Below are 21,980 nucleotides of genomic sequence, written 5' to 3'. Positions count from 1 at the left end.
TTATTACACTTGGTGTAATTATTGTGTTGGGCGGTTTTATGGCCGCGACCGCGGGCTGCGACCGGATGACGCGCATCCAACCGCGCCGCTTCGCGCGTTGACGCCGATGGCCACGCGAACCTGAAGCCACAAAGCGATTTTGTCGTGACGACCAATTCATGAGAAGAGCGGCCGATGCCCGAGACATTGACGAAAACCCCGACGCCTGCAAAAGCCGAAGGCCTGCGCGAGCGAAATCGCCGCGAGACGCTGCAACGCATCGCCGATGTCGGCATGGAGCTGTTTCTGGCCAACGGCTTTGATGCGACGACGCTGGATGAGATCGCGGCGGCGGCCGGCATCTCGCGCAGGACCTTCTTCTACTATTTCAGGAGCAAGGACGACATCCTGCTCGCCCACATCGCCGGCTATGATGACGCGCTCAGGGCATCGATCCGTGACCATGCCGCGGCCGGCGCGCCGATCGACATCGTCCGCGAGGCCTTGCTGGATGTGTGCGCCCGCTTCCAGACGTCGCGGACGGTTGCGATTTCGCGCCTGATCCGCGAGAGCGAAGTGCTGAGCTCCCGCAAGCATCGGAGCGACCAGCATCGGGAGCAGGTCGTCTACGAGACGCTGTGCGAATTGTGGCCGGGCAAGGACCGCCGCGACCGCCTCCGCCTCGTCGCGATGGCCGCGAGCGGCGCACTGCGCATCGCCGTCGACACCTGGCTCGAGCAAGGCGGCAAGCGCCAGCTCACCAAATATGTCCAGGACGCCTTCGCCAATCTGAAAGCGGCGATTTGATCTCGTCATTCCGGGGCGCGCCTCTGGCGCGAGCCCGGAATGACGGAGGGTAAATCCGTCTCCCCGTCGCCACCTCACTCGCTGCGCGCGACATCCTGGAAGCAGGCGCGCAGCCAGTCGATGGTGACGCGCGTCGCCGCATCGCGCTTGAGATGGCTTTGCACCAGAAGCCAGACGTCGCGCCGCCTCGGCAGCAGCGTGGCGCGCAAACGGCGATCCGTCATCAGGTCCACGCAGCTATGCTCCGGCAGCACGCCGACCGCCTGATGCGACTGGATCAGTCTACGGATGATCCGAACATTGTCGGTCACGCAGCGCGCACGAAGCCGCTTCGCGCGCAGGAACTGCATTTCCGGAATCCCGCCGAGCTCATCGGGATAGGCACACGCCACCGCCTCTCCCGCTGACGTCGCGACCGGCTCGAAGAAATACAGCCTGACTTCGGCGAGCTTCGAGATCGCAAAATCGCCCTTGTCGGGCTTGCGCAGGCGGATCGCCAGATCGGCCTCCCAGCGCGAGAACTTGACGTTGTCGCTCGAGGTCAGGAATTGCAGCGTGAGGCCCGGATTGGCACGCAGCAATTCGCTGGTGCGCGGCGCCAGCACTTCCTCCGCGATCGCGTTGGTGGAAGCGATGCGCAGCCGCCCGACGGGCCCGGGCAGGCTCTCGCCGATCCGACCGATTTCCTCGGCATGCGCGGCCATCGCCTGGACGTGCGCGAGCACCACGTCGCACTGCCGGGTCGGCTTGCGGACGCCGTCGGCGGCCTCGAACAAACGCAGCCCCAGCGCGCGCTCGATCCGCGCCAGCCTGCGCCCGACGGTGGTCTCGTCAATGCGCAGCCGCGCGCTGGCGCCGGCATAGGTGCCCTCGTCCCTGACGGCCGCGATGATGCGAAGGTCGTCCCAGTTCATGGCGTCAGGCTACATCGCCTCAGGCTCGCCTGCAATAACGCAGCCACCGGCTGCATATTCCTGCATAACGGCAGGCGGGTCCGCGGCTATATTTTCACAAGACGCATCCTCCGGAGTTCTCAGGACCATGACCGCCGCCAAAACCTTGATGCAGCTTGCCGGTATCGACCTCACCCCGCCCCGCCTCGGCGACAGCTGCCTGGTGCTGATCGATATCCAGAACGAATATCTCGCCGGCCCCCTCGCCCTGCCCGACGCCAACCCTGCGATTGCGCGCGCCACCGCATTGCTCGCCCGCGCGCGGGAAAGCGGCGCTGCGATCATCCACATCGCGCACAAGGGAGCGCCGGGAAGCCTGTTCGATCGCAGCGCGGAGCGGGGCGCGATCGTCGCGCCGCTCAAGCCGCGTTCCGGCGAGATCGTGATCGAGAAGCAATTGCCGAACGCCTTCGCCGGCACCGAGCTGAACGCGCAGCTTGCCGCGACCGGTCGCAAGGAGCTCGTGCTCGCCGGCTTCATGACCCATATGTGCGTGAGTTCGACCGCCCGCGCCGCCCTCGACCTCGGCTTCCGCACCACCATCGATGCCGACAGCTGCGCCACCCGCGACCTGCCCGACGGCATCGGTGGCACGATTGCCGCAAAACTCATTCACGACGTCGCGCTCGCCGAACTGTCCGACCGCTTCGCGATCATCGCGCGCGGCAACGCCCTCGCCTGAGACCACCACCATGCTCGAGCTCTATTTTTGGCCGATGGCCTGCTCGCTCGCCAGCCGGATCGCGCTGATGGAGGCCGGCATCGACGCGCGCTACCACATGGTCCATCTCTGGACCAAGAAAGTGCTGGAGGATGACGGCGACTTCCGCGCCGTCGCGCCGAAGGGCGCAGTGCCGGTGCTGGTGCTCGAGAATGGCGAGCGGCTGACGGAGAGCGCGGCGGTCTTGCAGTACATCGCGGATCTGAAGCCCGAACTCGGCCTCGCGCCGCCGCCCAGCCATCCGGACCGCTACCGCCTGCAGGAATGGCTCAGCTTCATCGGCACCGAGATCCACAAGGGATTTTTGTTTCCGACCTTCTGGTACAAGGACGATGCATCGCTCGCCAAGCCGCGCGCCAGGATCGGACAGACCTTGTCGGTGCCATCAGCGCATCTCGCCGACCGCGAGTTTCTGGTCGGTGACCGCTTCACGGTAGCGGACGCGCATCTCGCCTGGGCTCTGCTGTTGCTTCGCTCCGCCGGCGTCGATGTGGCGCAATGGCCGCCGCTGGCCGCCTATCTCGGACGCATTCAGGCGCGGCCGCAGGTCAAGGCCGCGATCGGCACCGAGATGCAGTTGTGGAAGAGTGTCGCGGCGTAATCGCCGCGCGCCCGGCACGGCGTCACTGAAACGCGACCTCGGCGAAGCTGCGCAGCTTGCGCGAATGCAGGCGCTCGGATTCCTGCTGCTTGAGCCGCTCCAGCGCCTTCAGTCCGATCTGAAGGTGCTGGCCGACGCGCTGGCGATAGAACTCGCTCGCCATGCCCGCCAGCTTGATCTCGCCGTGCAGCGGCTTGTCGGAGACGCAGAGCAACGTGCCGTAGGGCACGCGGAAGCGATAGCCGTTGGCGGCGATCGTCGCCGATTCCATGTCGAGCGCGATGGAGCGCGATTGCGACATCCGCCGGATCACCTGTGGCCCGCTGATCTCCCAATTGCGGTTGTCGACGCTCGCGACCGTGCCGGTGCGCATCAAGCGCTTGAGCTCGAAGCCGGTGAGCCCGGTCACCTCGCCGACCGCCTCCTCGAGCGCGACCTGCATCTCGGCGAGCGCGGGGATCGGCACCCAGAGCGGCAGCTCGTGATCGAGCACGTGATCCTCGCGGACATAGCCGTGGGCCAGGACGTAATCGCCGAGCCGCTGCGTGTTGCGCAAGCCGGCGCAATGCCCGATCATCAGCCAGGCATGCGGCCGCAGCACCGCGACGTGATCGGTGATGTTGCGCGCATTCGACGGACCGATCCCGATATTGATCAGGGTGATGCCGCGATAGCCGGGCTCGACGAGATGAAACGCCGGCATCTGCGGCACGCGTTCCGATGCCGTCCCGACAGTGCCGCCGCCTGCCAGCGCGTTGTGGGTGATCACATTGCCGGGCGCGACGAACGCTTCGAGGCCCTCCTCACCCGCGGCGAGACGCTGCAGGCTCGATTGCGCGAAGGCGTCGACATAGAACTGGTAGTTGGTGAAGATCACGAAATTCTGGAAGTGCTCCGGATCGGTGCCGGTGTAGTGATAGAGCCGGCGCAGCGAGTAATCGACGCGCGCTGCGCGAAACAGCGCCAGCGGCTCGGGCGTGCCCGGCGTCAGTTCAAACGTGCCGTCGGCGATCGCATCGTCCATCGCGGCAAGGTCCGGCGTGTCGAACACGTCGCGCAGCGACCTTGTAAAGGCCGAACTGTCGGCGATGGTCAGCGCCGCCTCGATATTGATGTCGCGCCGGTAAGCGAAATGGATCGGTATAGGCTCGTTGGACTCGCCGATCTCGACCGCCACGTTATGGTTCTTGATCAGGAGCCCGATCTGCTCGGTGAGGTAGGTCCGGAAAATATCCGGCCGCGTGATGCTGGTCTCGTGGACGCCGGGGCCCGCGACAAAACCGTAGGCAAGACGGGAATCGAGCCGGGCATGCGACGAAGTCGTGATGCGGACGAACGGGTAATGCGCCCGCACCCGCGTCGTGAACGGCACCCCGTTGACATAGGCCTCGAAGCGACTGCGCAGGAATCCGGTGTTGCGCTCGTAGATCTCCTCGAGACGGGCAACGGCCGCGCTAGCATCGACGAACGCTTCGGTCGTGATCGGCGGCGGAGTTTCGATGGGGGGTGTCGGAGACATGTTCGCTTTGCACCGGATCCGCTGCCGAGTCGGGACTCGCCCTGGATCAGTGCAGTATAGCGACAATGGCCTCCAGTTCCAGATCGACGCCGGACCGCCCTAGTCCGGCGCGCGCGGCGGCAGCGCGCAGATCTCGGACCGGGTCAGGAACCGGCGCTCGCGGCCATTGTCGAGCGAGAACATGCCGCCGCGGCCGGGAACGACGTCGATGATCAGATCAGTGTGCTTCCAGACGTCGTATTGCGAACCGCTGATATAGAACGGCGCCCCGCCGATCTCGCCGAGATTGACGTCATGATCGCCGATCAGGAAGTCACCTTGCGGATAGCACATCGGCGACGAACCGTCGCAGCAGCCGCCGGACTGGTGAAACAGCACCGGCCCATGATCGGCGATGATCTCGGCAATCAGCTCCAGCGCAGCAGGCGTCGCGGTCACCTTGTCAGCCATCTCGTCCTCCATAATGCAGGCTCCGGCGGGACACCCCGCCGAAGCCTGTCGTCTTCGTCCCCCGAGCGCGGGGGCAGCCGGGATATCAGAAGAAGCCGAGCTTCTTCGGGCTGTAGCTCACCAGCATGTTCTTGGTCTGCTGGTAGTGGTCGAGCATCATCTTGTGGTTCTCGCGGCCGACACCGGACTGCTTGTAGCCGCCGAACGCCGCATGCGCGGGATAGGCGTGGTAGCAATTGGTCCACACCCGGCCGGCCTGGATGGCCCGGCCGAACCGGTAGCAGCGATTGACGTCGCGGCTCCAGATGCCGGCACCGAGGCCGTAGAGCGTGTCGTTGGCGATCGAGAGCGCATCCTCGTCGTTCTTGAAGGTAGTCACGGACACCACGGGTCCGAAGATCTCCTCCTGGAAGATGCGCATCTTGTTGTGGCCCTTGAACACGGTCGGCTTGACATAGTAGCCGCCCGACAGCCCGCCGCCGAGATTATTGCGCTCGCCGCCGGTCAACACCTCGGCGCCTTCCTTCTTGCCGATGTCGATGTAGGAGAGGATCTTCTCGAGCTGCTCGGAGGACGCCTGCGCGCCGATCATGGTGGTCGGGTCGAGCGGGCTACCTTGCGTGATCGCTTCGACACGCTTCAGCGCGCGTTCCATGAAGCGGTCATAGATCGATTCCTGGATCAGCGCGCGGCTCGGACAGGTGCAGACCTCGCCCTGGTTGAGCGCGAACATCACGAAGCCTTCGACGGCCTTGTCGAAGAAATCGTCGTCTTCCTCCAGAACGTCCTTGAAGAAGATGTTGGGCGATTTGCCGCCGAGTTCGAGCGTCACCGGGATCAGGTTCTGCGAGGCATACTGCATGATCAGCCGGCCCGTCGTGGTCTCGCCGGTGAAGGCGATCTTGGCGATCCGGTTCGACGAGGCCAGCGGCTTGCCGGCCTCGAGGCCGAAACCGTTGACGACGTTCAGCACGCCCTTCGGCAGCAGGTCGCCGATCAGCTCGAGCAACACCATGATCGAGGCCGGCGTCTGCTCGGCCGGCTTGAGGACGACGCAGTTGCCGGCGGCGAGCGCCGGTGCAAGCTTCCAGACCGCCATCAGGATCGGGAAATTCCAGGGAATGATCTGGCCGACGACGCCGAGCGGCTCGTGGAAGTGATAGGCGATCGTGTCGTGGTCGATCTCCGAGATCGAGCCTTCCTGTCCACGGATTGCGCTGGCGAAGTAACGGAAGTGATCGATCGCCAGCGGCATGTCGGCGGCCATCGTCTCGCGGATCGGCTTGCCGTTGTCCCAGGTCTCGGCGGTCGCGAGCTTTTCGAGATTGGCCTCCATCCGGTCGGCGATCCGGTTGAGGATCAGCGAGCGCTCGGCGACGCTGGTCTTGCCCCATGCTTCTTTGGCCGCGTGCGCGGCATCGAGCGCGGCCTCGATATCCGACGCGTCGGAGCGCGGGATCTCGCAGACCGGAAGGCCGGTCACCGGCGAAATGTTCTCAAAATACTTTCCGGAACGGGGCTCGCGCCATTCGCCGCCGATGAAATTGCCGTAGCGCTTGGCGAACGGCGCCTTGAGCACGGACTGCATGTCAACCTTGTTCATGTGTTCCTCCGTTGGCACGCCGATGCACACGGCGTTGGCCGGGACGCTCGGTCAAATCAGGCGGACAGAACAGGGGCCCGCCCCAAGGGCCGCAGGGGAACTGTCGCAAATCTGAGACAGAGTGCGCCGCAAATTGGCACAGGCGCGCCAGCGCTTCGGACGCTGGTTCTAGGCCTCTCGGGTATGCTCTAGCGGTGCAGGCCGAGCTGCTTGAGCTTGCGGTGCAATGTGGCGCGGGACATGTCGAGGTCCTTGGCGGCCTTCGACACGTTGCCACCGGCACGCGCCAGCGCGCGCTGCAACGCTGCACGTTCCGCGGCAGCCAGACCGCCATCATCGCGCGTCTCGCCGATCAGATCGGCCGCCGGCAATGGCCGCGCCAGCGACGCCGCGTTGAGGCCGAGTGCGCGGCGCGCGGCGCGCGTCGCACCGATCACGAGATCGTCGCGATCGACCGCGAGCAGCGAATTGACGGCGCGCTCGCTGCGCGGTGTCAGCAGAATTCGCGCATCAGGAAACGCACGGCGAAAATTCTCGGCTTCGATCGCGCGCGCAGCGTCCGTCACCGTGGTCGCGATCAGCCGGGAAAATCCGTCGGTCAGGTCTGCCCGGCAAGAGGAAACATCGAGCGCGGCGGCAAGCTCGCCATGCTCGTCGAAGATCGGCGCGGTGGTGCAGAACAGTCCGGAATTGCGCGTGAAGAAGTGCTGCTCGCGGTCGATCGACAGCGGACGCTTCTCCACGATGCAGGTGCCGATGCCATTGGTCCCCTCGTACTTCTCGCTCCAGACCGCACCGGTCCAAAGCCCCCAGGCGTCGAACGTCGCATCATCGGCGCCCGCACCGCGCCGGTCGACGACGACGCCGTCGCGGTCCGCGAGCAGCACTGAACAGCCGACCCCACCCACCGCAAGGAACAGCCGGTCGAGCGTGCTCTGGGCGACCTTCAAGAATTCACCGAGGCGCTGCTGTGCAGCGGCGATTTCAGCCTGGCCGAGACGATGCGAAGGCAGGCGGCTCGCCGGATCGAGCGCATGCAAATGGCCGGACCGACGCCACGACGCCGACAGGTCGGATGGCGCCCCGCCTCCGGCCAGCACGTCGAGAACCTTGTCCGCGTGCACGACGCCTGGCGACCGGCTCATGCTTCCCTCCCCTGCTCCCCGGGTTCTGCGACCCACGGGAGCGCGGCGCTGTTGGCCCTGGCACCCTTATATTTCGCAGGATATAGCGCTGCCAGCGACCTTTCAAGGGACGGGACTGCGACCTTCGGACAGGTACGGGGGCTGCCTCGCGTCAATCACGCCGTGGGGGCAGCGCCCCCGGCAGGACGGCGCTTACTGAACCCTCGCCAAGACTGCGAGGCGGCGGATGCCCTTGTTACGGTAGGCGTCGAGGAACGCGTAATAGTCCTTGAACGAGACGCAACCGTTGGAGTCGCCGTTCGGGCCAAGCATGAAGGTGTGCGCGAGCAGGCCGTCGCGGTTGAAGATCTTGCCCTCGCCGCCGATCGGATTGAGCCGCAGCGCCGGCACGCCGTGGAACAGCGCCTCACGCGGCTTGAGCTCGTAAATGTGCGGCGGCGTCACGCCGACCATCTTCATATGCGAGGACCTGGGATCGTCGAGCCGGGAGCCGAGGCCGGAATGCGCCTCGAGGCGCGTGCCGTCCGGCAAATACACGGTCTTGGCCGAGATGTCGTAGACCGCGGTCTGGCGGTCATAGGGCGGCGAGCCGCCGAGCATCGGGTTCTGGTCCAGCGTCGAGGGGATGCTGCCGGTGACACTGGCATCGGCGGAAGCGAAGGAGAGCAGCCCGCCGCTCGACTCGCGCTTGCCCCACAGCTTCTCGACCATGGTCTGCCGCTCGCTCGATGCGATCGACAGCACCGCGGCCTTGGCGCGCGCGGCCATGTCACGGACGCCTGCGGATTTCGTCGCCTGCTTGGCCTCGGGCGCCTTCTCGGCCGCTTTGGGTTCAACCGTCGCAGCAGGATCGTTGAGCGCCACCTTCAGATTGGCGGCGGCTTGCTTCCTGGCGGTCTCGACCGACTTCGGCGCCGGCAACGGCTTCGATGTCTCGGCGAGCTCTGCCGTCGCCACCGCCCTCGCCGCTACGGCGACCTTGGGTTCAGCGGCCTGCTTGATCGGGTCGATCTGCGGTGCGGCGTCGGCCACGACGCTGGACGCGACGCCCCCAGGCGAGGCCGCCGCAAACCGATCGTTAAACATAAGTGACGGTGTCGGGGCTTCCGACGTCGCGACCTCGGTCTTTGCAACCTCGGTCTTGGCGGGCGCCGCCGGCGTCGGCGTCAGGGACGCGAACACCTCGTTGAACGCGGGTGCGGGCCGCGCGGCAACGGCGGCCGGCCGCTTCGCCACCGGCGCGTCAAGCGACGCATTGCCGACCGACGGATAGACGCTCGCCGCAAAAATGTTGGCATAGACGGTCCAGGCGCAGCCCAGCACCAGCCCCGCCACCGCGGCGCTGCCGAGGAAATGCTGTGGGAGGATTTTTCGGGAGGTTTTCTTGCGGCTTGGTGCCCCAAGAACATACGCACTCGCACTCGTACTCATACGCCCGGCGCTCAAAACAGGTCCACCTTTGTCCCTCACTCGACGCATCGTCGAACGATGTTCGGCTCAACGTCGCGCGGGGGCACAGACGGCCATTAAGGCGACTTTTAGTTAAATGCGACTTAACCGGATGCGATCCCCTGCAACGCGGGAAGTGCCTGTGGCGTAGGGCTTTTTTAAGATGGCATTGGACCGCCAAAACGGCTTTTTTGTCCCATGATGGGACATTCCGGCACCCGGTTCCGCTACCGCATGCCGAGATAAATCCTAGGGAGAATTTCCTTGCCGATCGCCCCGTAATCGAGCGGGGATCGAGCAAAAACCATCTCTCAATAGCTGAGCTTCGGATACCAGTCCGCGCCGCGCCCCTCGCGCGTGGTGTCAAGCAGGGTCCAGAGCGGATCCATGTCCGGCGCGCCGCGCGGGTCCTGGCCGGGATCGACCGTGCCGGAGCCCATTTCGCCGGCCCAGAAATGCCGGATTGCGCCGTCGTGGCGGGTGAAGACATTGTAGCCGGGCACGTCGCTGTCATCCTTGCTGACATAGTCACGCGTGTAATCGCCCGACGCATCCGAATAGACCCTGTGACGAGTCCAGCCGCGCGCCTTCTTCGCCTCGATCAGCCGCGCGATCGGCGAGCGCGCCACGAACACCAACGCAACGCGCTGCTCGATATCCGGCAGCTTCTCCTCCCACGTGCTCATGAACGATGTGCACATCGGGCACGGCTTCTCGCGCTGCGGGCCGAACATGTAGCTGTAGATGATCAGCGTCTGCTTGTTGCCGAAGAGGTCGGCGAGTGAGGCCGCGCCGGACTCGCCCATGAACTCATACGCCCGGGTCACCTCGCCGCCCGGCGGCAATGCGCGACGCAGCTCGGCAACGCGCGCGATGTGCCGGCGCAGCTCGATCTCCTCGACGAGCAGCGCCTGGCGTGCCCGGCGATACTCGGCGCTCTCATTGGGAAAGCGCCTGATGTTGGTGCTGGCGAGTTCGGCAGCGGGCTTGAGGACGGAACTGGTCATGGTTGGAACCTCGCATGGTTGACGGGTTCCCTGGAAGACGAGCCGGAACCGGACGATCCGACATGCAACGGCGAAGGTTTTACTGCAGTTCCGGCGGCGGCGACCGGTCGAAGACGTCGCCCTTGGCGCCATCAAGCAGATCGAGCGCGTAATTCTCGATGACCAGCGGCCCACGCATGCGTTTGGCCTCGGCCACGGTTTCGACATGGGCGAAATTGTCGCGCACCGAGGCCGGCATCGGCTGCTCGACCTCGTGCACATACAGCAGCTTGCCGGCCAGCTGCGCCGGGCTCGGCTCAGGCATATTGACCCAGCGAATGCGCTGGCCCTGCTGAGCGACGCAGGTGCCCTTGGGGAGGTAGAAGGCCAGCCAGCCGGTGGTGCCGTAGTCCGGCGACAGCACGCAGGTCGCGCCTGTGCGCGCGCGCACCGCCTCGATCTCGCCCGCGAGCTCCTGCCAGCCGACGCCGACGCTGCGCACGGTGGCGTCGCGGCGATAGCCCGAGAGCATGCCGGTGTTGGCCTGCACGATCAGCAGCGCGAACAGCACGACGCCTGTGGGCGCGGCCCAGCGGCGGCAGAAATCGATCGTGCGCTGCTCGCGCGGCGCCCACTGCACCTGGATCGCCGCGACCGCGGCCGCCACCGCAAAGGCCGGATAGACCGGCGCGAACCAGTTGGCCTCGACCCGCGCATGCAGCGCGTGCCAGGTGAAGTAGACCACGATGGTCCAGAACATCGTGTTGACCAGCACGCGCGCGGGCATCGCGCCGGCGCGGCGCCGGTAGAGCGCATAGAGGCCCATCACACCGAGGATGAAGACCAAGGGCGTCGCGAATGCAAACTGCGTCGGGATCAGCTCGGCGATGTAGTTCGGGCGGAAGTCCTCGATCCGGGCGCGGCCCATCTGCTTGATGAACGACACCCAGTGGTGATCGGCATTCCAGAGGATGACCGGCGCAAACAGGCCGGCCGCAACCAGGCCGCCGAGATAGAGCCATGGCGAGAGATACCAGCGCCGCAGCTTCGGCACGACAGCAAGCCAGATCAGGATCGCGGGTCCAAAGAACAGCGCCGTGTATTTCGAGAGCAGCGCCAGGCCTGCGCTGACGCCGACCGCAAGCCACCAGGCGCCGCGGCCGCTCTCCAGCACCTTTGCCAGCGAATACAGCAGGAAGCTCGCAGCAACCAGCAGCGGCGCATCCGGCGTCACGATCAGCGTGCCGACGGCGGCCATCAGCGTGACATTGAGCAGGATGGTTGCGCTGGCGGCGATGCGCCGGCCGCCGAACAGGATCTCGGCTGCCCGGTAGATCGCCCAGCTCATCGGCAACGCGAGCAGGATCGACACCAGCCGCACGCCGAACGGCGTGTCGCCCGCGATCATGGTGCCGAGCCGGATCACGACCGCCACCATCGGCGGATGGTCGTAGTAGCCGCCGGCGAGCGCCTTCGACCACATCCAGTAATAGGCTTCGTCGAAGGTCAGCGGCGTCCATGCGGCGGCGGCCAGCCGCAACACGACCAGCGCGCACACCGCAAGAGCGGTGTTCCGGGCCAGCCGCGCCTCGTTCGCGTTCATGCCACCGTCATCGCTTGCGCCAGACGAACAGCCCGGACATCGCGTAGTTCCACACCACGCCCATCAGCGCGCCGGCCGCGCCCGCAAGCCACCAGATCGGCTCCTGGTCGTAGACCGAGAATGCGACGCCGACATTGGCGAGCAGGCCGACGCTGCAGACCAGATAGAACAGCAGCAGGCCGCGCAGGATGCCAAAGCCCTTCAGCCGCTGGTCGCGATAGGTCAGGAAATTGTTGAGGATGAAGTTGCTGGTCATGGCGACGATCGCGCCGGTGGCCTGCGCCTCCGGGAACGGCGCCTTGAACAATTCCAGCGCGATGAACAGCACGCTGAGATGCACCAGCAGGCCGAGCCCGCCGACCGCGGCGAACAGAATGAAGCGCAGCGAGATCAGATCGTTGGTCAGCTTCGCGAGCACCAGGCCAAGGAAGTCGAGCGCGACCATCGAGTCAAGCTTGCTCTCGCCATGCTGGCGGGCACCGAATGTGTAGGGAATCTCGACCGCGCGCAGCTTGCCCTCCGCCGTCGCAACGACGTCGAGCAGGATCTTGAAGCCCTGGGTCGAGAGCTGTGGTGCAAGCTGCTCGAAACGGTCGCGGCGGATCATGAAGAAGCCGCTCATCGGATCGGCGATCTCGACCTTCAACGAGCGGCGCGCGATCTCGGTGGCAAAGGCGCTGGCGCCGGCGCGCTGCTTGTTGAAGCCTTCGGTCTTGTAGCCCTCGATATAGCGGCTGCCGACCACGAGCTCGGCCTCGCCGCTCTGCAGCAGCGCGACCATCTTCGGGAGCTGGGTCTCGTCATGCTGGAGGTCGGCGTCCATGACCGCGGCATAGGGCGCGCTCGACGCCAGGATGCCCTCGATGCAGGCGCCGGACAGGCCGCGCCGGCCGATCCGGCGGATGCAGCGCACGCGGGAATCCTTCCGCGCCAGGGTGCGCACCACGTCCCAGGTCCCGTCGGGCGAATTGTCATCGACGAAGATGACCTCCCAGGAGACGTCCTTCAGGGTCGCGTCGAGCCGGCGGTACAGCACCGTGACATTGTCGCGTTCGTTGAAGGTCGGGACGACCACCGAAAGCTGCGGCAAACTTGCTGCCTGCGAGGCGGTTTCGGGGGCTAGCTTGATGGCGTCATTCATGAGCGCCAGCGTATAGCCGCAGCCTCCCCCGCTGCCAAGGCGGGCCGGCCCAAACGCGGTCTCGGGAAGCGGGAAAACGGGGCAAAATACCCCTGAAAATGCCAACGACCACGAACAAGGGGCGCGCGTACATCCGGCGCAGCCAAACAATGTCGTGGTCGTCCCAGCGCCGGAGCCCTTAAGCTGCAACGTCGCCGTTATGAGCCAGATAAGTAGCCCCCATGCGATCCGCAAGGGGCGGTCTGCAAAGGGGGCAGAGGCGCTAGTTGTTGGGGACTTCCCGGATCACCGGGCCGCGTGGCGCCGCGGCCGCCGGCGCGGCCTCGGCGGCGGGCGCCGCCTGCGGCTGCACGGCTGCGGGCTTGGTCGGGTTACGGAGCTGGCTCGGCGACGGCCCATAGATGAACGCCGCCGCCAGCGCGATGGCCGCGACCACTGCGCCCAGGAAGCCTGCCGTCGATTGTGACCTCATGCCCATCAATCCCCTCGCCTCCGCGGATTGATATCAAAAATCGGCCGGCCGCAACAGGATTCGGGAACCTATTTCGCCGCGGCCCTGCGGCGGGTGAAGGCGGTCACGATGTCCTTCTGCGCCAGCTCGATCGCGCGGTTGGCCGTCGTCAGATTGGCGTCGGCATCCTGCTTGGGAAACTGCAACGACAGGAAGTCGATCAGCGACACCCGAAAATTCTGCCGCTCCGAGGGACAGACATTGGCGATCAGCGAACTGAACTCCTGGTCGGACATCGTCTTGTTGCTGTCGCGGGGATATTCGCGGGCGAGACAATTCCAGTAGGCGTCGCGACCGGTGATCGCGAGCTTGTGCGCATCGTCGACCTCGTCAGCCATTGCAGCGGACGATATGGCAGCGGAGGACGTGATCAGGAGGGCGGCCGCAACCAGCGTGCGCATGTGTTGTTCTCCATTTTCGCGCATCGTAGCGAAGAGCGACAACCACGATAAGCTCCCGCGCAGCATTCTGGCAAACTGGCCAATCACGATTATTTTGACTACTCTCGATCCCTGTTCCCCCTCCTCGCGATGAGTGCAGTCGTGGCCAAAGCTCCCACCAAGGCGACCAAGACCAAGACAGATGCTAAGACAGACGCAGGCAACATCTATATCGGCATCGGCGGCTGGACCTTCGAGCCGTGGCGCGGGGTGTTCTATCCCGAGAAGCTGACGCAGGCGAAGGAGCTGTCCTACGCCGCCTCCAAGCTGACCTCGATCGAGATCAACGGCACCTATTACGGATCGCAGAAGCCGGAGAGCTTTCGCAAATGGGCGAGCGAAGTGCCCGATGGATTCATCTTCTCGCTGAAGGGGCCGCGCTTTGCCACCAACCGCCGCGTGCTCGCCGAGGCCGGCGATTCGGTGAAGCGGTTCTATGATTCGGGCGTGCTGGAGCTGAAGGACCGGCTCGGCCCGGTGCTCTGGCAGTTCGCGCCGACCAAGAAATTCGACGGCGCCGATTTCGGAAAATTCCTCGAACTGCTGCCGCGCAAGCTCGACGGCCGCGCGCTGCGCCATGTCGTCGAGGTCCGTCACGACAGCTTCTGCGTGCCCGAGTTCATCGCCCTCATTCGCGAGCACCAGGTGCCCGTGGTATTCGCCGAGCACGGCAAATATCCGGCGATTGCCGACGTCGCCAGCGACTTCGTCTATGCCCGGTTGCAGAAGGGCAATGACGAACTGAAGACCTGCTATCCGCCGAAGCAGCTCGACGCCTGGGCCAAGCGGTTTCAGGACTGGGCCGGCGGCAGCGAGCCGGACGACCTGCCGCGGGTCGACAAATCAGCGCCGAAGAAGGCGCCGCGCGACGTGTTCGCCTACGTGATCCACGAGGGCAAGATCCGCGCGCCCGCGGGCGCGATGGAACTGATCGAACGGGTGAAGTGAGGGAAAGCCGATGGCGAAGGCAAAAAAGCTGTTCACCATCGGCTACGAGCAGACGCCGTCGAAGGCCGTGCTCGACGAGCTGCAGCACGCCGGCGTTAAGCTCTTGGTCGATGTCCGCGCGGTGGCCTCTTCGCGCCGCCCCGGCTTTTCCAAGAGCCAGCTCGCTGCCGGCCTCGACGAGCGGGGCATCGGCTACGTCCACCTCCGCGGCCTCGGCACCCCGAAGAGCGGACGGGAGGCGGCGCGCAGCGGGCAATATGCGCTGCTGCACAAGATCTATTCGGCGCACCTCAAGACGGTGCAGGCCAAGGAGGAACTCGACGAGCTGTCGGCACTGGTCAAGAAATCCGGCCCGGTCTGCATCCTCTGCTACGAGCGCGACCACGAACACTGCCACCGCCGCTGGATCGCCGAGATCATCGAGGACCGCGACGGCGTCAAGATAGAGAATCTGGCCGCGCCGCAGGTCTAGCCTTTCCCCTCCAGGCGCAACGTCCCCTGCATCATCTGCACACAGGCCCCGCCGACATGCGCGGATACGACTGCGCCATCCTGCTTGCGCACGCGGGTCAGCAGCAGGCTCGGCCGGCCCATGTCGAAACCCTGGCCGACCGTCAGCTTCAGGTCGCCGTCGCGCAATGGATCGAGCGTGGCAAGCAGCGCGGCCGCGGCGACCGTGGCGCTGCCGGTCGCCGGGTCCTCGATCAGGCCGCTCGATCCCGGAAAGAACATCCGTGCCTGCAGATCGCACGGCGCCTCCGCGACGGGGACGTCGCGCGTGTAGAAGTACGCGGAGAAGGCTCCGTCACGCGGGAAGAAGCGCGCGAACGCTGCCGCATCCGGTTTTGCCCTCCGCACCGCATCGCGCGACGCGACCTCAAAGACCAGGAACGGCGTTCCGACGCCGACCACCTGCGGTGCCTGGCGATCCGTCCTGATGTCGTCTGCCGTGAGCGAGATCAGGCTCGCGACCTCGCCGGCGGAGCACTGCGCCAGGCGCGACAGCGGCTGCGGCGCGGTCAGTTCAGTGGCAACGACCCTGCCGCCCTCGCGCGCGATATCGACCGGGACCAACCCCGCCTTCTCCTCGAAGATCAGACGTGGCTTCGGCTCCTTCGCAAGCTGTGCCAGCACGAAGGCGGTGCCGACATTGGGATGCCCGGCAAACGGCAATTCTCTCACCGGCGTGAAGATGCGAACCTGGGCGTCGTTGGCCTTGTCCTGCGGCGGCAGCACGAAGGTCGTCTCGGAATAGTTGAACTCGGTCGCGATCGCCTGCATCTCTTCGCTCGACAACCCTTCGGCGTCGAGCACCACGGCGAGCGGGTTGCCGCCGAAGGCGCGATCGGTGAAAACGTCGACAGTGATATAGCGGCGCTGCATCTTGCGTGTCCTTGTGCCGGTCGTTCCGATGGCGTCATCGTAGCACAGCAGCAACGACGCCCTTCAGAGCACTCGGTACAATCGCGCGTCCTTGTTTGAGCATGATCTCTTCGGAAAACCGCTTCGCACTTTTCCGGATCATGCTTCTAGAAGCGAAACAGCTCGCGCGGCGATGCGAGCACGCGCGCGCGCTCATCGGCATCGGTGACAAGATCGTCGAGAAATTTTCTGTTCTTGGCGTAGCTCTGCGTCGCCTCGAATTGCGTATGCGGCCAGTCGCTGCCCCACAGCAGCCGGTCGACGCCGAAAGCCTGACGCAGCAGCGGATAGGCCTGCTTCGCGAACGCCTCACCGGCCGCGCCGTTGCGATAGGGCGCGGAGATCTTGACCCAGACATTGCGTGTCGCGCCAAGCTTGAGGACCGACCGGAATCCGGGATCGTCGATGCCGAGCTTTGGATCAGGCAATGCGAAATGATCGAGCACGACTTTCACGCCCTGGTCGAGCAGCGTTGGCGCGAGCGTTGCGAGATCGCTCGCGTTGCGCTGGATCTCGACCTGCCAGTCGAGCGTCCTGATCTGCGCCAGCAGCGCCGTCCACTCCGGCGACGAAAGATCAGGCAGCTTCTGGCCGACCAGATTGAGACGGATGCCCGCAACGCCGGCGCGATCAAGCGCGCGAAGCTCGTCGGCAGCGACTGCAACGTCGACCACGGCGATGCCGCGCAGGCGGCCGTTGGTCGCCGTCAGGCATTCGACCAGATAGGAATTGTCGGTGCCGAGAAAGCTCGGCTGCACCAATACGCCGTTGGTGATGCCGTTCTGGTCGAGCTGCTGCAGATAGAGCGCAAGCGGCGCGTCGTAGTCGGGCGCGTAGCGCCGGCCCGGCGCGAGCTTCAGCCCGCGATGGAAGACGTGGGCGTGGGTATCGATCGCGAGTTTCGGCACCTCAGCCCTCACCTTGCGCGCCAATCCGCCTGCCGATAGCGCGGCAACCACTCCCGCGGCAAACCGGCGCCGCGTCAGCCCATGTTCGTACGATGTCATGATCATTCCTCATCATCACGCGCGCGTGGCGACGGCCTGCTCGAAAACCTTGCCGCGGGTTTCCGGCAGCATCAGCACCGCAACCAGCACCAGCGAATAGGCAAACGCCGCGTCGATCCCGATCGCAGCACCGAGGCCAATGTGATCGCTGAGGTAGCCGACCAGGAAGGGGAACGCCGCGGAGACGATGCGGCCGAAATTGTAACAGAAGCCGACGCCGGTGCCGCGCACGCCTGCCGGATAGAGCTCACTGAACAGCGCCGCCATGCTGGCGGGGATGCCCGCTGAGAAGAAGCCCAGCGGGAATCCGAGCACCAGCATCTGCGAATTGGAGAGCGGCGCGAAGATATAGACCAGCACCGTCACGACGCAGGCGCCGACGAACAGCGTCACGTTGGCGCGCCGCCCGATCCGGTCGCTGATGATGCCCGAGACCACGCAGCCGCAGAAGAAGGCGACAATGATCACGGCGAGATAGCCGCTGGAGCCGAGCACCGAGAGATGCCGCACCTCGCGCAGATAGGTCGGCAGGAACGTCGTCAGCGCCGCATAGCCGCCGTGGGCGCCGATCCCGAACAGGCCTCCGATCAAGGTCGAGCGCAGCACGTCGCGGTGAAAGATGCCGGCGAGCGTGGCGAAGAACGGCGGCTCGGCCTCGCGCGTTGCGGCGCGCGGCGGCTCCTTCAGCCCGCGGCGGATATACAGGATCAGCAGCGCGGGGATCAGGCCGACCGCGAACAGGATGCGCCAGGCGATCTCGGCCGGCGCATAGGTGAAGACCAGGGCCGAGAGCAGCACGGCCGCCCCCCAGCCGACCGCCCAGGCGCTCTGCACGGCGCCGAGCGCCTTGCCGCGATGCTCGGCGCGAATGATCTCGGCCATCAGCACCGCACCACAGGCCCATTCGGCGCCGAAGCCGATGCCTTGAATGGCCTTCAGGACCACGAGCTGGCTGTAGTTCATCGCGAAGGCCGAGGCGAAGGTCGCGAGCGCAAAGGTCGCGACCGTGATCTGCAACGCCTGCACCCGTCCGAAACGGTCGCCGAGCGCGCCGCCGAGCCAGCCGCCGAACGCGCCGAAGAACAGCGTGACCGAGCCGAGCAGCCCGGCATCGGCCTTGCTGATCCCGAATGCCGTGATCAGCGCCGGAATGGCGAGGCTGAACATCTGGACGTCGAGCGCATCGAGCCCCCAGCCGCCAAAACTTGCCCAGAAAGTGCGCCGCTCGAGCGGCGAGCATTCGCTGTACCAGTTTGCCATTTCTTCTCCCTGTGAATTCTTATGTTGTTGTGTTTGGTTGCCGCGCTACCTGATCTCGGCGTGGTAGCGGAAGCGATCCGCCGGCCCGCGCGAGCGGCGCCATTCGATCGGCCGCCGCTCCAGATCGAAGGCCAGACGCTCGATCACGATCAGCGGTGCGTTGGCCTCGAGCCGCAGCAGGCGAGATTGCATCTCGGTCGCGATCTCGACGGTGAGGATTTCATCGGCGGAGACCACGACCTGGCCGCAGCGATCCTCGTAGAGCGGATACAACAGGTCGCCGAACTCGGAAGTCGCCAGCGCGAGCAGCGCCTCGAAGCGCGACCTCTCGAGCCAGATCTCCTCGGCGAGCAGCGGCACGTCGTCGATCAGCCGCAGGCGCGACAGGCTGATGACCGGCTCGCCGACGCCAATGCGCAGCGCCGACGCGACAGCCGAAGTCGCCGGCATCGCCTTGCGCCGCAGGATGCGGCTTTGCGGCACGCGGCGCTCGCCGCTTTCCGACTGGAAGCGGAAGAAGCGGAACAGCGAGGAATTGAACCGCGCGCGGCGCACGAAGGTGCCGCGGCCCTGCTGGCGCTCCAGCACGCCGTCGCTGACGAGCTGATCGATCGCCTTGCGCACGGTGCCGATCGCGACGCCGTAATGCGCGCCGAGCTCGGCCTCGGAGGGGATCAGGTCCCCGGGACGCCATTCATTGCGATTGATGCGCGCCGCGAGGTCGTCGCGGAGACGCTGATAGCGCGGCAGGCGGTCGTCGAGGGCTGAATTCATATAGTCATCTATATGAGTATAGGACGCGACGTCAATCGCTACCGTGATACCTCAAGCCTGGATGCTGCGCCCTACCCCAACTGCCAGACCGGCACCGGGTGCTCGTAACCCCGCACCGGGATTTCGCCGCGCGAGACGGCATCCTTGCATTCGTCGCCGAGCGCCTCGCGCACGGCAGACGAGATCAGGAATTGCGAGCCGAGCTCCTTGTTGAGCGCCTCGAGCCGCGCGGCAAAGTTCACGGTGTCGCCGATCACGGTGTATTCCTTGCGCCGCGGCGAGCCGATACTGCCGGCCACGACCTCGCCGATATGGATGCCGATCCCGATGCGCAGCGGCCAGCTCGACGCCGCATTGGTGCGCTCGTTGGCGGCCAGCATCTCGCGCGCGGCGGCGACCGCCTGATGCGCGGCGTCGCCGGTCTCGAACGGCGCGCCGAACAGCGCGAGAAAGCCGTCGCCGAGAAACTTGTTCACGATGCCGCCATGGCGATCGAGGATATCGACCAGCACGGCAAAGGCGCCGTCGAGCCGGTCGACCACCTCCTGCGGCGAACGCGAGCGCGCGCCCGCGGTAAAGCTGCGGAAATCGACGAACATCACCGCGACGCGGCGGATGTCGCTCGCGGTCGTGGCGCCCTCCGCCATCAGGCGTTCGACCACCTGCGGCGAGACGTGCTGGCCGAACAGATTGGTGATGCGGTCGCGTGCGGTGGCAGCCGCAATGCTGGCCGCGAACTGCCGTCGCAATTGCAGGCCGACCGCGCCGGCCAGCACGCCGCAGATCAGGATGATCGTGCTGCGCGCGGCGTGATAATAGATGCCTTGATCGGCCGCGACGCCGTCAGCCGCATGGAAGAACACCGCCATGTAGAACAGCTCGGTCGCGGCGACGAATCCGGTGAAGGTCGAGAGCCAGAAATCGAGCCGCAGCGTCGAGAGGATGATGAAGACGAAATAGATCAGCGGGGCCACGAAACCGAGCGCCTCCTGGCGGCCCATGCTGTCGATATGAAGCGCCAGCACGATGGTCGGCAGCGAGGTCTCGACCAGCACGCCGATGTAGCGCCGGATTACCGGCAGGTCGCGGCCGTTGCGCATGTACCAGCTGATCGCGCCGTGCACCCAGAGTTCGAACAGGATCAGCGGAACGGTGACATAGAAGATGTAGGCGGGGTCGAGGTTGCCGTGCCAGACCCGGCTGACCGCTTCGGGCGCGAACAGATATACCAGCAGGCTGATCGCCCCAAGCACGATGGCGGTGCCGATCAGAACCTTGATGCGGAGCAGCTCGGTGGTCATCACCTCGCGCATCAAAGCGTGGTTGAAATCGGCGGATACGGTGGTGCCCGCCGCTGCGCTGTCACTATCCGAAGATTCCACCATTTCCCCGCCCCGGTCATTCCGGGGCGCGAAGCGAACCCGGAATCTCGAGATTCCGGGTTCGATGCTCGCATCGCCCCGGAATGACGATCATTGATGGCATCCATCATAGCCTCAATCGAGCGTGCGGCGGAAGCGCGTCACGGCGATGGTCATGGCGAACAGCATCAGGGCCACCAGCGCGATGGTGTCGTATTGCAGATTCGGCATTGCCGCGCCCTTCAGCATGATGGCGCGAACGATACGGACGAAATGGGTCAGCGGCAGCCCCTCGCCGATATACTGCGCCCAGACCGGCATGCCCGCGAACGGAAACATGAAGCCGGACAGCAGGATGCTTGGCAGGAAGAACATCATCGAGAGCTGCATCGCCTGCAGCTGGTTCTGCACGATGGTCGAGAACGTGTAGCCGATCGACAGATTGGTGGTGATGAACAGCGTGGTGAGCAGCGCCAGCAGCGTCAGGCTGCCGAGCACGGGCACGCCGAACAGCAGGATACCGATGGCGATGATCAGCGTGGCCTGGATGAAGCCGACCAGCACGTAGGGGATGATCTTGCCGAACATCACCTCGACCGGCTTGATCGGCATCGACAGCAGGCTCTCCATGGTGCCGCGCTCGATCTCGCGGGTCACCGAGAGCGCGGTGAAGATCAGCATGGTCATGGTCAGGATGGTCCCGACCAGGCCGGGCACGATGTTGAGGCGCGAGTCCGCCGCCGGGTTGTAGCGGGCATGGGCGCGGATCTCGAACGGCATGTCAGGGGGATCGCCGATGTGCAGATCATGTGCCAGCGCCGATTGCACCAAAGGCCCGAGCGTGCCCAGCGCCGAACCCGCCGCGGTGGGGTCGGTGGCATCGGCCGCGACCAGCAGCGCCGGCTTGTCGCCGCGCCGCACCGCGCGCTCGAAGCCGCGCGGGATCTCGACCCCGAACAGCACCTTGCCGGATTGCAGAAGGTCATCGAACTCCTCGACGGTGTGGACCTCGCGGACAAAATGGAAATAGGCGGTGTTCTCCATCGCCTTCAGGATCGAACGGCCGAGATCGGTGTCCTCCTGGGTCAGCACCGCGGTCGGCAGATTGCGCGGCGTGGTGTTGATGGCGTAGCCGAATAGCGTGAGCTGCATCACCGGCAGCATGATGATCATGGCGAACGAGACGCGGTCGCGACGGAGCTGGATGAATTCCTTGACCAGCATCGCATAACTGCGCCGCCAGAAGCCGAACGCCGGCTCCCTCTCTTCATCTTTCCGGATCGCATCCGTCGCACTCATC

22 protein-coding genes are annotated in these 21,980 nt (G+C 65.5%); 5 read left to right on the top strand and 17 right to left on the bottom strand.

The window, feature by feature from the left end:
- The first annotated feature begins 174 nt into the window (after positions 1–174).
- Complete coding sequence (locus BraRD5C2_RS35220; protein WP_223976302.1) at positions 175–786, top strand: TetR family transcriptional regulator; 612 nt, start codon at positions 175–177, stop codon at positions 784–786.
- 74 nt (positions 787–860) lie between these two features.
- On the opposite strand, the gene BraRD5C2_RS35215 is transcribed toward BraRD5C2_RS35220, so the two are convergent.
- Complete coding sequence (locus BraRD5C2_RS35215) at positions 861–1,700, bottom strand: LysR family transcriptional regulator (RefSeq protein ID WP_223976299.1); 840 nt, start codon at positions 1,698–1,700, stop codon at positions 861–863.
- 127 nt (positions 1,701–1,827) lie between these two features.
- On the opposite strand from BraRD5C2_RS35215, the gene BraRD5C2_RS35210 reads away from it, so the two are divergent.
- Positions 1,828–2,421: a cysteine hydrolase family protein gene (locus tag BraRD5C2_RS35210; protein ID WP_223976297.1), complete on the top strand. Its 594-nt coding sequence runs from the start codon at positions 1,828–1,830 to the stop codon at positions 2,419–2,421.
- 10 nt (positions 2,422–2,431) lie between these two features.
- Entirely contained in the window at positions 2,432–3,061 is a 630-nt protein-coding gene (locus BraRD5C2_RS35205; protein WP_223976294.1) for a glutathione binding-like protein, read from the top strand.
- Positions 3,062–3,083: 22 nt separating this feature from the next.
- Here the strand turns inward: BraRD5C2_RS35205 and BraRD5C2_RS35200 are convergent, their stop codons facing one another.
- The 10 genes from BraRD5C2_RS35200 to BraRD5C2_RS35155 all read right to left on the bottom strand — a co-directional run bounded on the left by BraRD5C2_RS35200 (position 3,084) and on the right by BraRD5C2_RS35155 (position 13,869).
- Complete coding sequence (locus BraRD5C2_RS35200; RefSeq protein ID WP_223976291.1) at positions 3,084–4,580, bottom strand: AMP nucleosidase; 1,497 nt, start codon at positions 4,578–4,580, stop codon at positions 3,084–3,086.
- Between the two features lie 99 nt (positions 4,581–4,679).
- A complete protein-coding gene (locus BraRD5C2_RS35195) occupies positions 4,680–5,030 on the bottom strand; it encodes a DUF779 domain-containing protein (RefSeq protein WP_223976288.1) in 351 nt (116 codons plus the stop codon).
- Positions 5,031–5,115: 85 nt separating this feature from the next.
- Positions 5,116–6,633 (bottom strand): aldehyde dehydrogenase, encoded by a 1,518-nt coding sequence (adh, locus tag BraRD5C2_RS35190; RefSeq protein ID WP_223976285.1) that lies wholly within the window; start codon positions 6,631–6,633, stop codon positions 5,116–5,118.
- Between the two features lie 188 nt (positions 6,634–6,821).
- Positions 6,822–7,778 (bottom strand): GAF domain-containing protein, encoded by a 957-nt coding sequence (locus BraRD5C2_RS35185; RefSeq protein ID WP_223976281.1) that lies wholly within the window; start codon positions 7,776–7,778, stop codon positions 6,822–6,824.
- A 192-nt stretch (positions 7,779–7,970) separates the two neighbouring features.
- Positions 7,971–9,209 (bottom strand): DUF2778 domain-containing protein, encoded by a 1,239-nt coding sequence (locus tag BraRD5C2_RS35180; protein ID WP_374708084.1) that lies wholly within the window; start codon positions 9,207–9,209, stop codon positions 7,971–7,973.
- A 329-nt stretch (positions 9,210–9,538) separates the two neighbouring features.
- Positions 9,539–10,234, bottom strand: coding sequence for a DUF899 family protein (locus tag BraRD5C2_RS35175; RefSeq protein WP_223976279.1), 696 nt, complete (start codon positions 10,232–10,234; stop codon positions 9,539–9,541).
- Positions 10,235–10,313: 79 nt separating this feature from the next.
- Positions 10,314–11,816: a glycosyltransferase family 39 protein gene (locus BraRD5C2_RS35170; protein WP_223976276.1), complete on the bottom strand. Its 1,503-nt coding sequence runs from the start codon at positions 11,814–11,816 to the stop codon at positions 10,314–10,316.
- A 7-nt stretch (positions 11,817–11,823) separates the two neighbouring features.
- The gene (locus tag BraRD5C2_RS35165) at positions 11,824–12,957 is read right to left on the bottom strand and encodes a glycosyltransferase (RefSeq protein WP_223976273.1); all 1,134 of its coding nucleotides are present in this window, start codon (positions 12,955–12,957) and stop codon (positions 11,824–11,826) included.
- A gap of 262 nt (positions 12,958–13,219) precedes the next feature.
- The gene (locus BraRD5C2_RS35160; protein WP_223976270.1) at positions 13,220–13,429 is read right to left on the bottom strand and encodes a hypothetical protein; all 210 of its coding nucleotides are present in this window, start codon (positions 13,427–13,429) and stop codon (positions 13,220–13,222) included.
- A gap of 68 nt (positions 13,430–13,497) precedes the next feature.
- A complete protein-coding gene (locus BraRD5C2_RS35155) occupies positions 13,498–13,869 on the bottom strand; it encodes a hypothetical protein (protein ID WP_223976267.1) in 372 nt (123 codons plus the stop codon).
- Between the two features lie 129 nt (positions 13,870–13,998).
- On the opposite strand from BraRD5C2_RS35155, the gene BraRD5C2_RS35150 reads away from it, so the two are divergent.
- Positions 13,999–14,856, top strand: a complete 858-nt coding sequence (locus BraRD5C2_RS35150) for a DUF72 domain-containing protein (RefSeq protein ID WP_374708083.1) — start codon at positions 13,999–14,001, stop codon at positions 14,854–14,856.
- A gap of 10 nt (positions 14,857–14,866) precedes the next feature.
- Positions 14,867–15,328 carry a DUF488 domain-containing protein gene (locus BraRD5C2_RS35145; protein WP_223976262.1) on the top strand — a complete coding sequence of 154 codons (462 nt, stop codon included), beginning with the start codon at positions 14,867–14,869 and terminating at the stop codon, positions 15,326–15,328.
- Here BraRD5C2_RS35145 and BraRD5C2_RS35140 read toward each other — a convergent pair.
- From BraRD5C2_RS35140 to BraRD5C2_RS35115, 6 genes are all read right to left on the bottom strand, one after another.
- Complete coding sequence (locus BraRD5C2_RS35140) at positions 15,325–16,239, bottom strand: PhzF family phenazine biosynthesis protein (protein ID WP_223976259.1); 915 nt, start codon at positions 16,237–16,239, stop codon at positions 15,325–15,327. The genes BraRD5C2_RS35145 and BraRD5C2_RS35140 overlap by 4 nt on opposite strands.
- Positions 16,240–16,385: 146 nt before the next feature.
- Entirely contained in the window at positions 16,386–17,285 is a 900-nt protein-coding gene (locus BraRD5C2_RS35135) for an amidohydrolase family protein (RefSeq protein ID WP_223976256.1), read from the bottom strand.
- 15 nt (positions 17,286–17,300) lie between these two features.
- Entirely contained in the window at positions 17,301–18,545 is a 1,245-nt protein-coding gene (locus BraRD5C2_RS35130) for an MFS transporter (protein ID WP_223976252.1), read from the bottom strand.
- A 45-nt stretch (positions 18,546–18,590) separates the two neighbouring features.
- Positions 18,591–19,319 carry a GntR family transcriptional regulator gene (locus BraRD5C2_RS35125; protein ID WP_223976249.1) on the bottom strand — a complete coding sequence of 243 codons (729 nt, stop codon included), beginning with the start codon at positions 19,317–19,319 and terminating at the stop codon, positions 18,591–18,593.
- A 71-nt stretch (positions 19,320–19,390) separates the two neighbouring features.
- Entirely contained in the window at positions 19,391–20,704 is a 1,314-nt protein-coding gene (locus BraRD5C2_RS35120; protein ID WP_223976247.1) for an adenylate/guanylate cyclase domain-containing protein, read from the bottom strand.
- 111 nt (positions 20,705–20,815) lie between these two features.
- Complete coding sequence (locus tag BraRD5C2_RS35115; protein WP_223976244.1) at positions 20,816–21,979, bottom strand: ABC transporter permease; 1,164 nt, start codon at positions 21,977–21,979, stop codon at positions 20,816–20,818.
- Position 21,980 lies beyond the last annotated feature (1 nt).

The sequence above is a fragment of the Bradyrhizobium sp. RD5-C2 genome (assembly GCF_019972155.1).
Classification (GTDB): domain Bacteria; phylum Pseudomonadota; class Alphaproteobacteria; order Rhizobiales; family Xanthobacteraceae; genus Bradyrhizobium.
Note: the sequence above shows the minus strand (reverse complement) of the source record. Positions and strands in the feature narration are given on the sequence as shown.

Excerpts from the sequence above, each read along its gene's own strand:
- BraRD5C2_RS35135 (WP_223976256.1), bottom strand. The coding sequence starts at position 17,285 with ATGACATCGTACGAACATGGGCTGACGCGGCGCCGGTTTGCCGCGGGA.
- BraRD5C2_RS35200 (WP_223976291.1), bottom strand. The coding sequence starts at position 4,580 with ATGTCTCCGACACCCCCCATCGAAACTCCGCCGCCGATCACGACCGAA.
- BraRD5C2_RS35115 (WP_223976244.1), bottom strand. The coding sequence starts at position 21,979 with ATGAGTGCGACGGATGCGATCCGGAAAGATGAAGAGAGGGAGCCGGCG.
- BraRD5C2_RS35120 (WP_223976247.1), bottom strand. The coding sequence starts at position 20,704 with ATGGTGGAATCTTCGGATAGTGACAGCGCAGCGGCGGGCACCACCGTA.
- BraRD5C2_RS35185 (WP_223976281.1), bottom strand. The coding sequence starts at position 7,778 with ATGAGCCGGTCGCCAGGCGTCGTGCACGCGGACAAGGTTCTCGACGTG.
- BraRD5C2_RS35125 (WP_223976249.1), bottom strand. The coding sequence starts at position 19,319 with ATGAATTCAGCCCTCGACGACCGCCTGCCGCGCTATCAGCGTCTCCGC.
- BraRD5C2_RS35145 (WP_223976262.1), top strand. The coding sequence starts at position 14,867 with ATGGCGAAGGCAAAAAAGCTGTTCACCATCGGCTACGAGCAGACGCCG.
- BraRD5C2_RS35165 (WP_223976273.1), bottom strand. The coding sequence starts at position 12,957 with ATGAATGACGCCATCAAGCTAGCCCCCGAAACCGCCTCGCAGGCAGCA.
- adh (WP_223976285.1), bottom strand. The coding sequence starts at position 6,633 with ATGAACAAGGTTGACATGCAGTCCGTGCTCAAGGCGCCGTTCGCCAAG.
- BraRD5C2_RS35155 (WP_223976267.1), bottom strand. The coding sequence starts at position 13,869 with ATGCGCACGCTGGTTGCGGCCGCCCTCCTGATCACGTCCTCCGCTGCC.
- BraRD5C2_RS35130 (WP_223976252.1), bottom strand. The coding sequence starts at position 18,545 with ATGGCAAACTGGTACAGCGAATGCTCGCCGCTCGAGCGGCGCACTTTC.
- BraRD5C2_RS35170 (WP_223976276.1), bottom strand. The coding sequence starts at position 11,816 with ATGAACGCGAACGAGGCGCGGCTGGCCCGGAACACCGCTCTTGCGGTG.
- BraRD5C2_RS35205 (WP_223976294.1), top strand. The coding sequence starts at position 2,432 with ATGCTCGAGCTCTATTTTTGGCCGATGGCCTGCTCGCTCGCCAGCCGG.
- BraRD5C2_RS35160 (WP_223976270.1), bottom strand. The coding sequence starts at position 13,429 with ATGAGGTCACAATCGACGGCAGGCTTCCTGGGCGCAGTGGTCGCGGCC.
- BraRD5C2_RS35210 (WP_223976297.1), top strand. The coding sequence starts at position 1,828 with ATGACCGCCGCCAAAACCTTGATGCAGCTTGCCGGTATCGACCTCACC.
- BraRD5C2_RS35180 (WP_374708084.1), bottom strand. The coding sequence starts at position 9,209 with ATGAGTACGAGTGCGAGTGCGTATGTTCTTGGGGCACCAAGCCGCAAG.
- BraRD5C2_RS35175 (WP_223976279.1), bottom strand. The coding sequence starts at position 10,234 with ATGACCAGTTCCGTCCTCAAGCCCGCTGCCGAACTCGCCAGCACCAAC.
- BraRD5C2_RS35195 (WP_223976288.1), bottom strand. The coding sequence starts at position 5,030 with ATGGCTGACAAGGTGACCGCGACGCCTGCTGCGCTGGAGCTGATTGCC.
- BraRD5C2_RS35140 (WP_223976259.1), bottom strand. The coding sequence starts at position 16,239 with ATGCAGCGCCGCTATATCACTGTCGACGTTTTCACCGATCGCGCCTTC.
- BraRD5C2_RS35220 (WP_223976302.1), top strand. The coding sequence starts at position 175 with ATGCCCGAGACATTGACGAAAACCCCGACGCCTGCAAAAGCCGAAGGC.
- BraRD5C2_RS35150 (WP_374708083.1), top strand. The coding sequence starts at position 13,999 with ATGAGTGCAGTCGTGGCCAAAGCTCCCACCAAGGCGACCAAGACCAAG.
- BraRD5C2_RS35215 (WP_223976299.1), bottom strand. The coding sequence starts at position 1,700 with ATGAACTGGGACGACCTTCGCATCATCGCGGCCGTCAGGGACGAGGGC.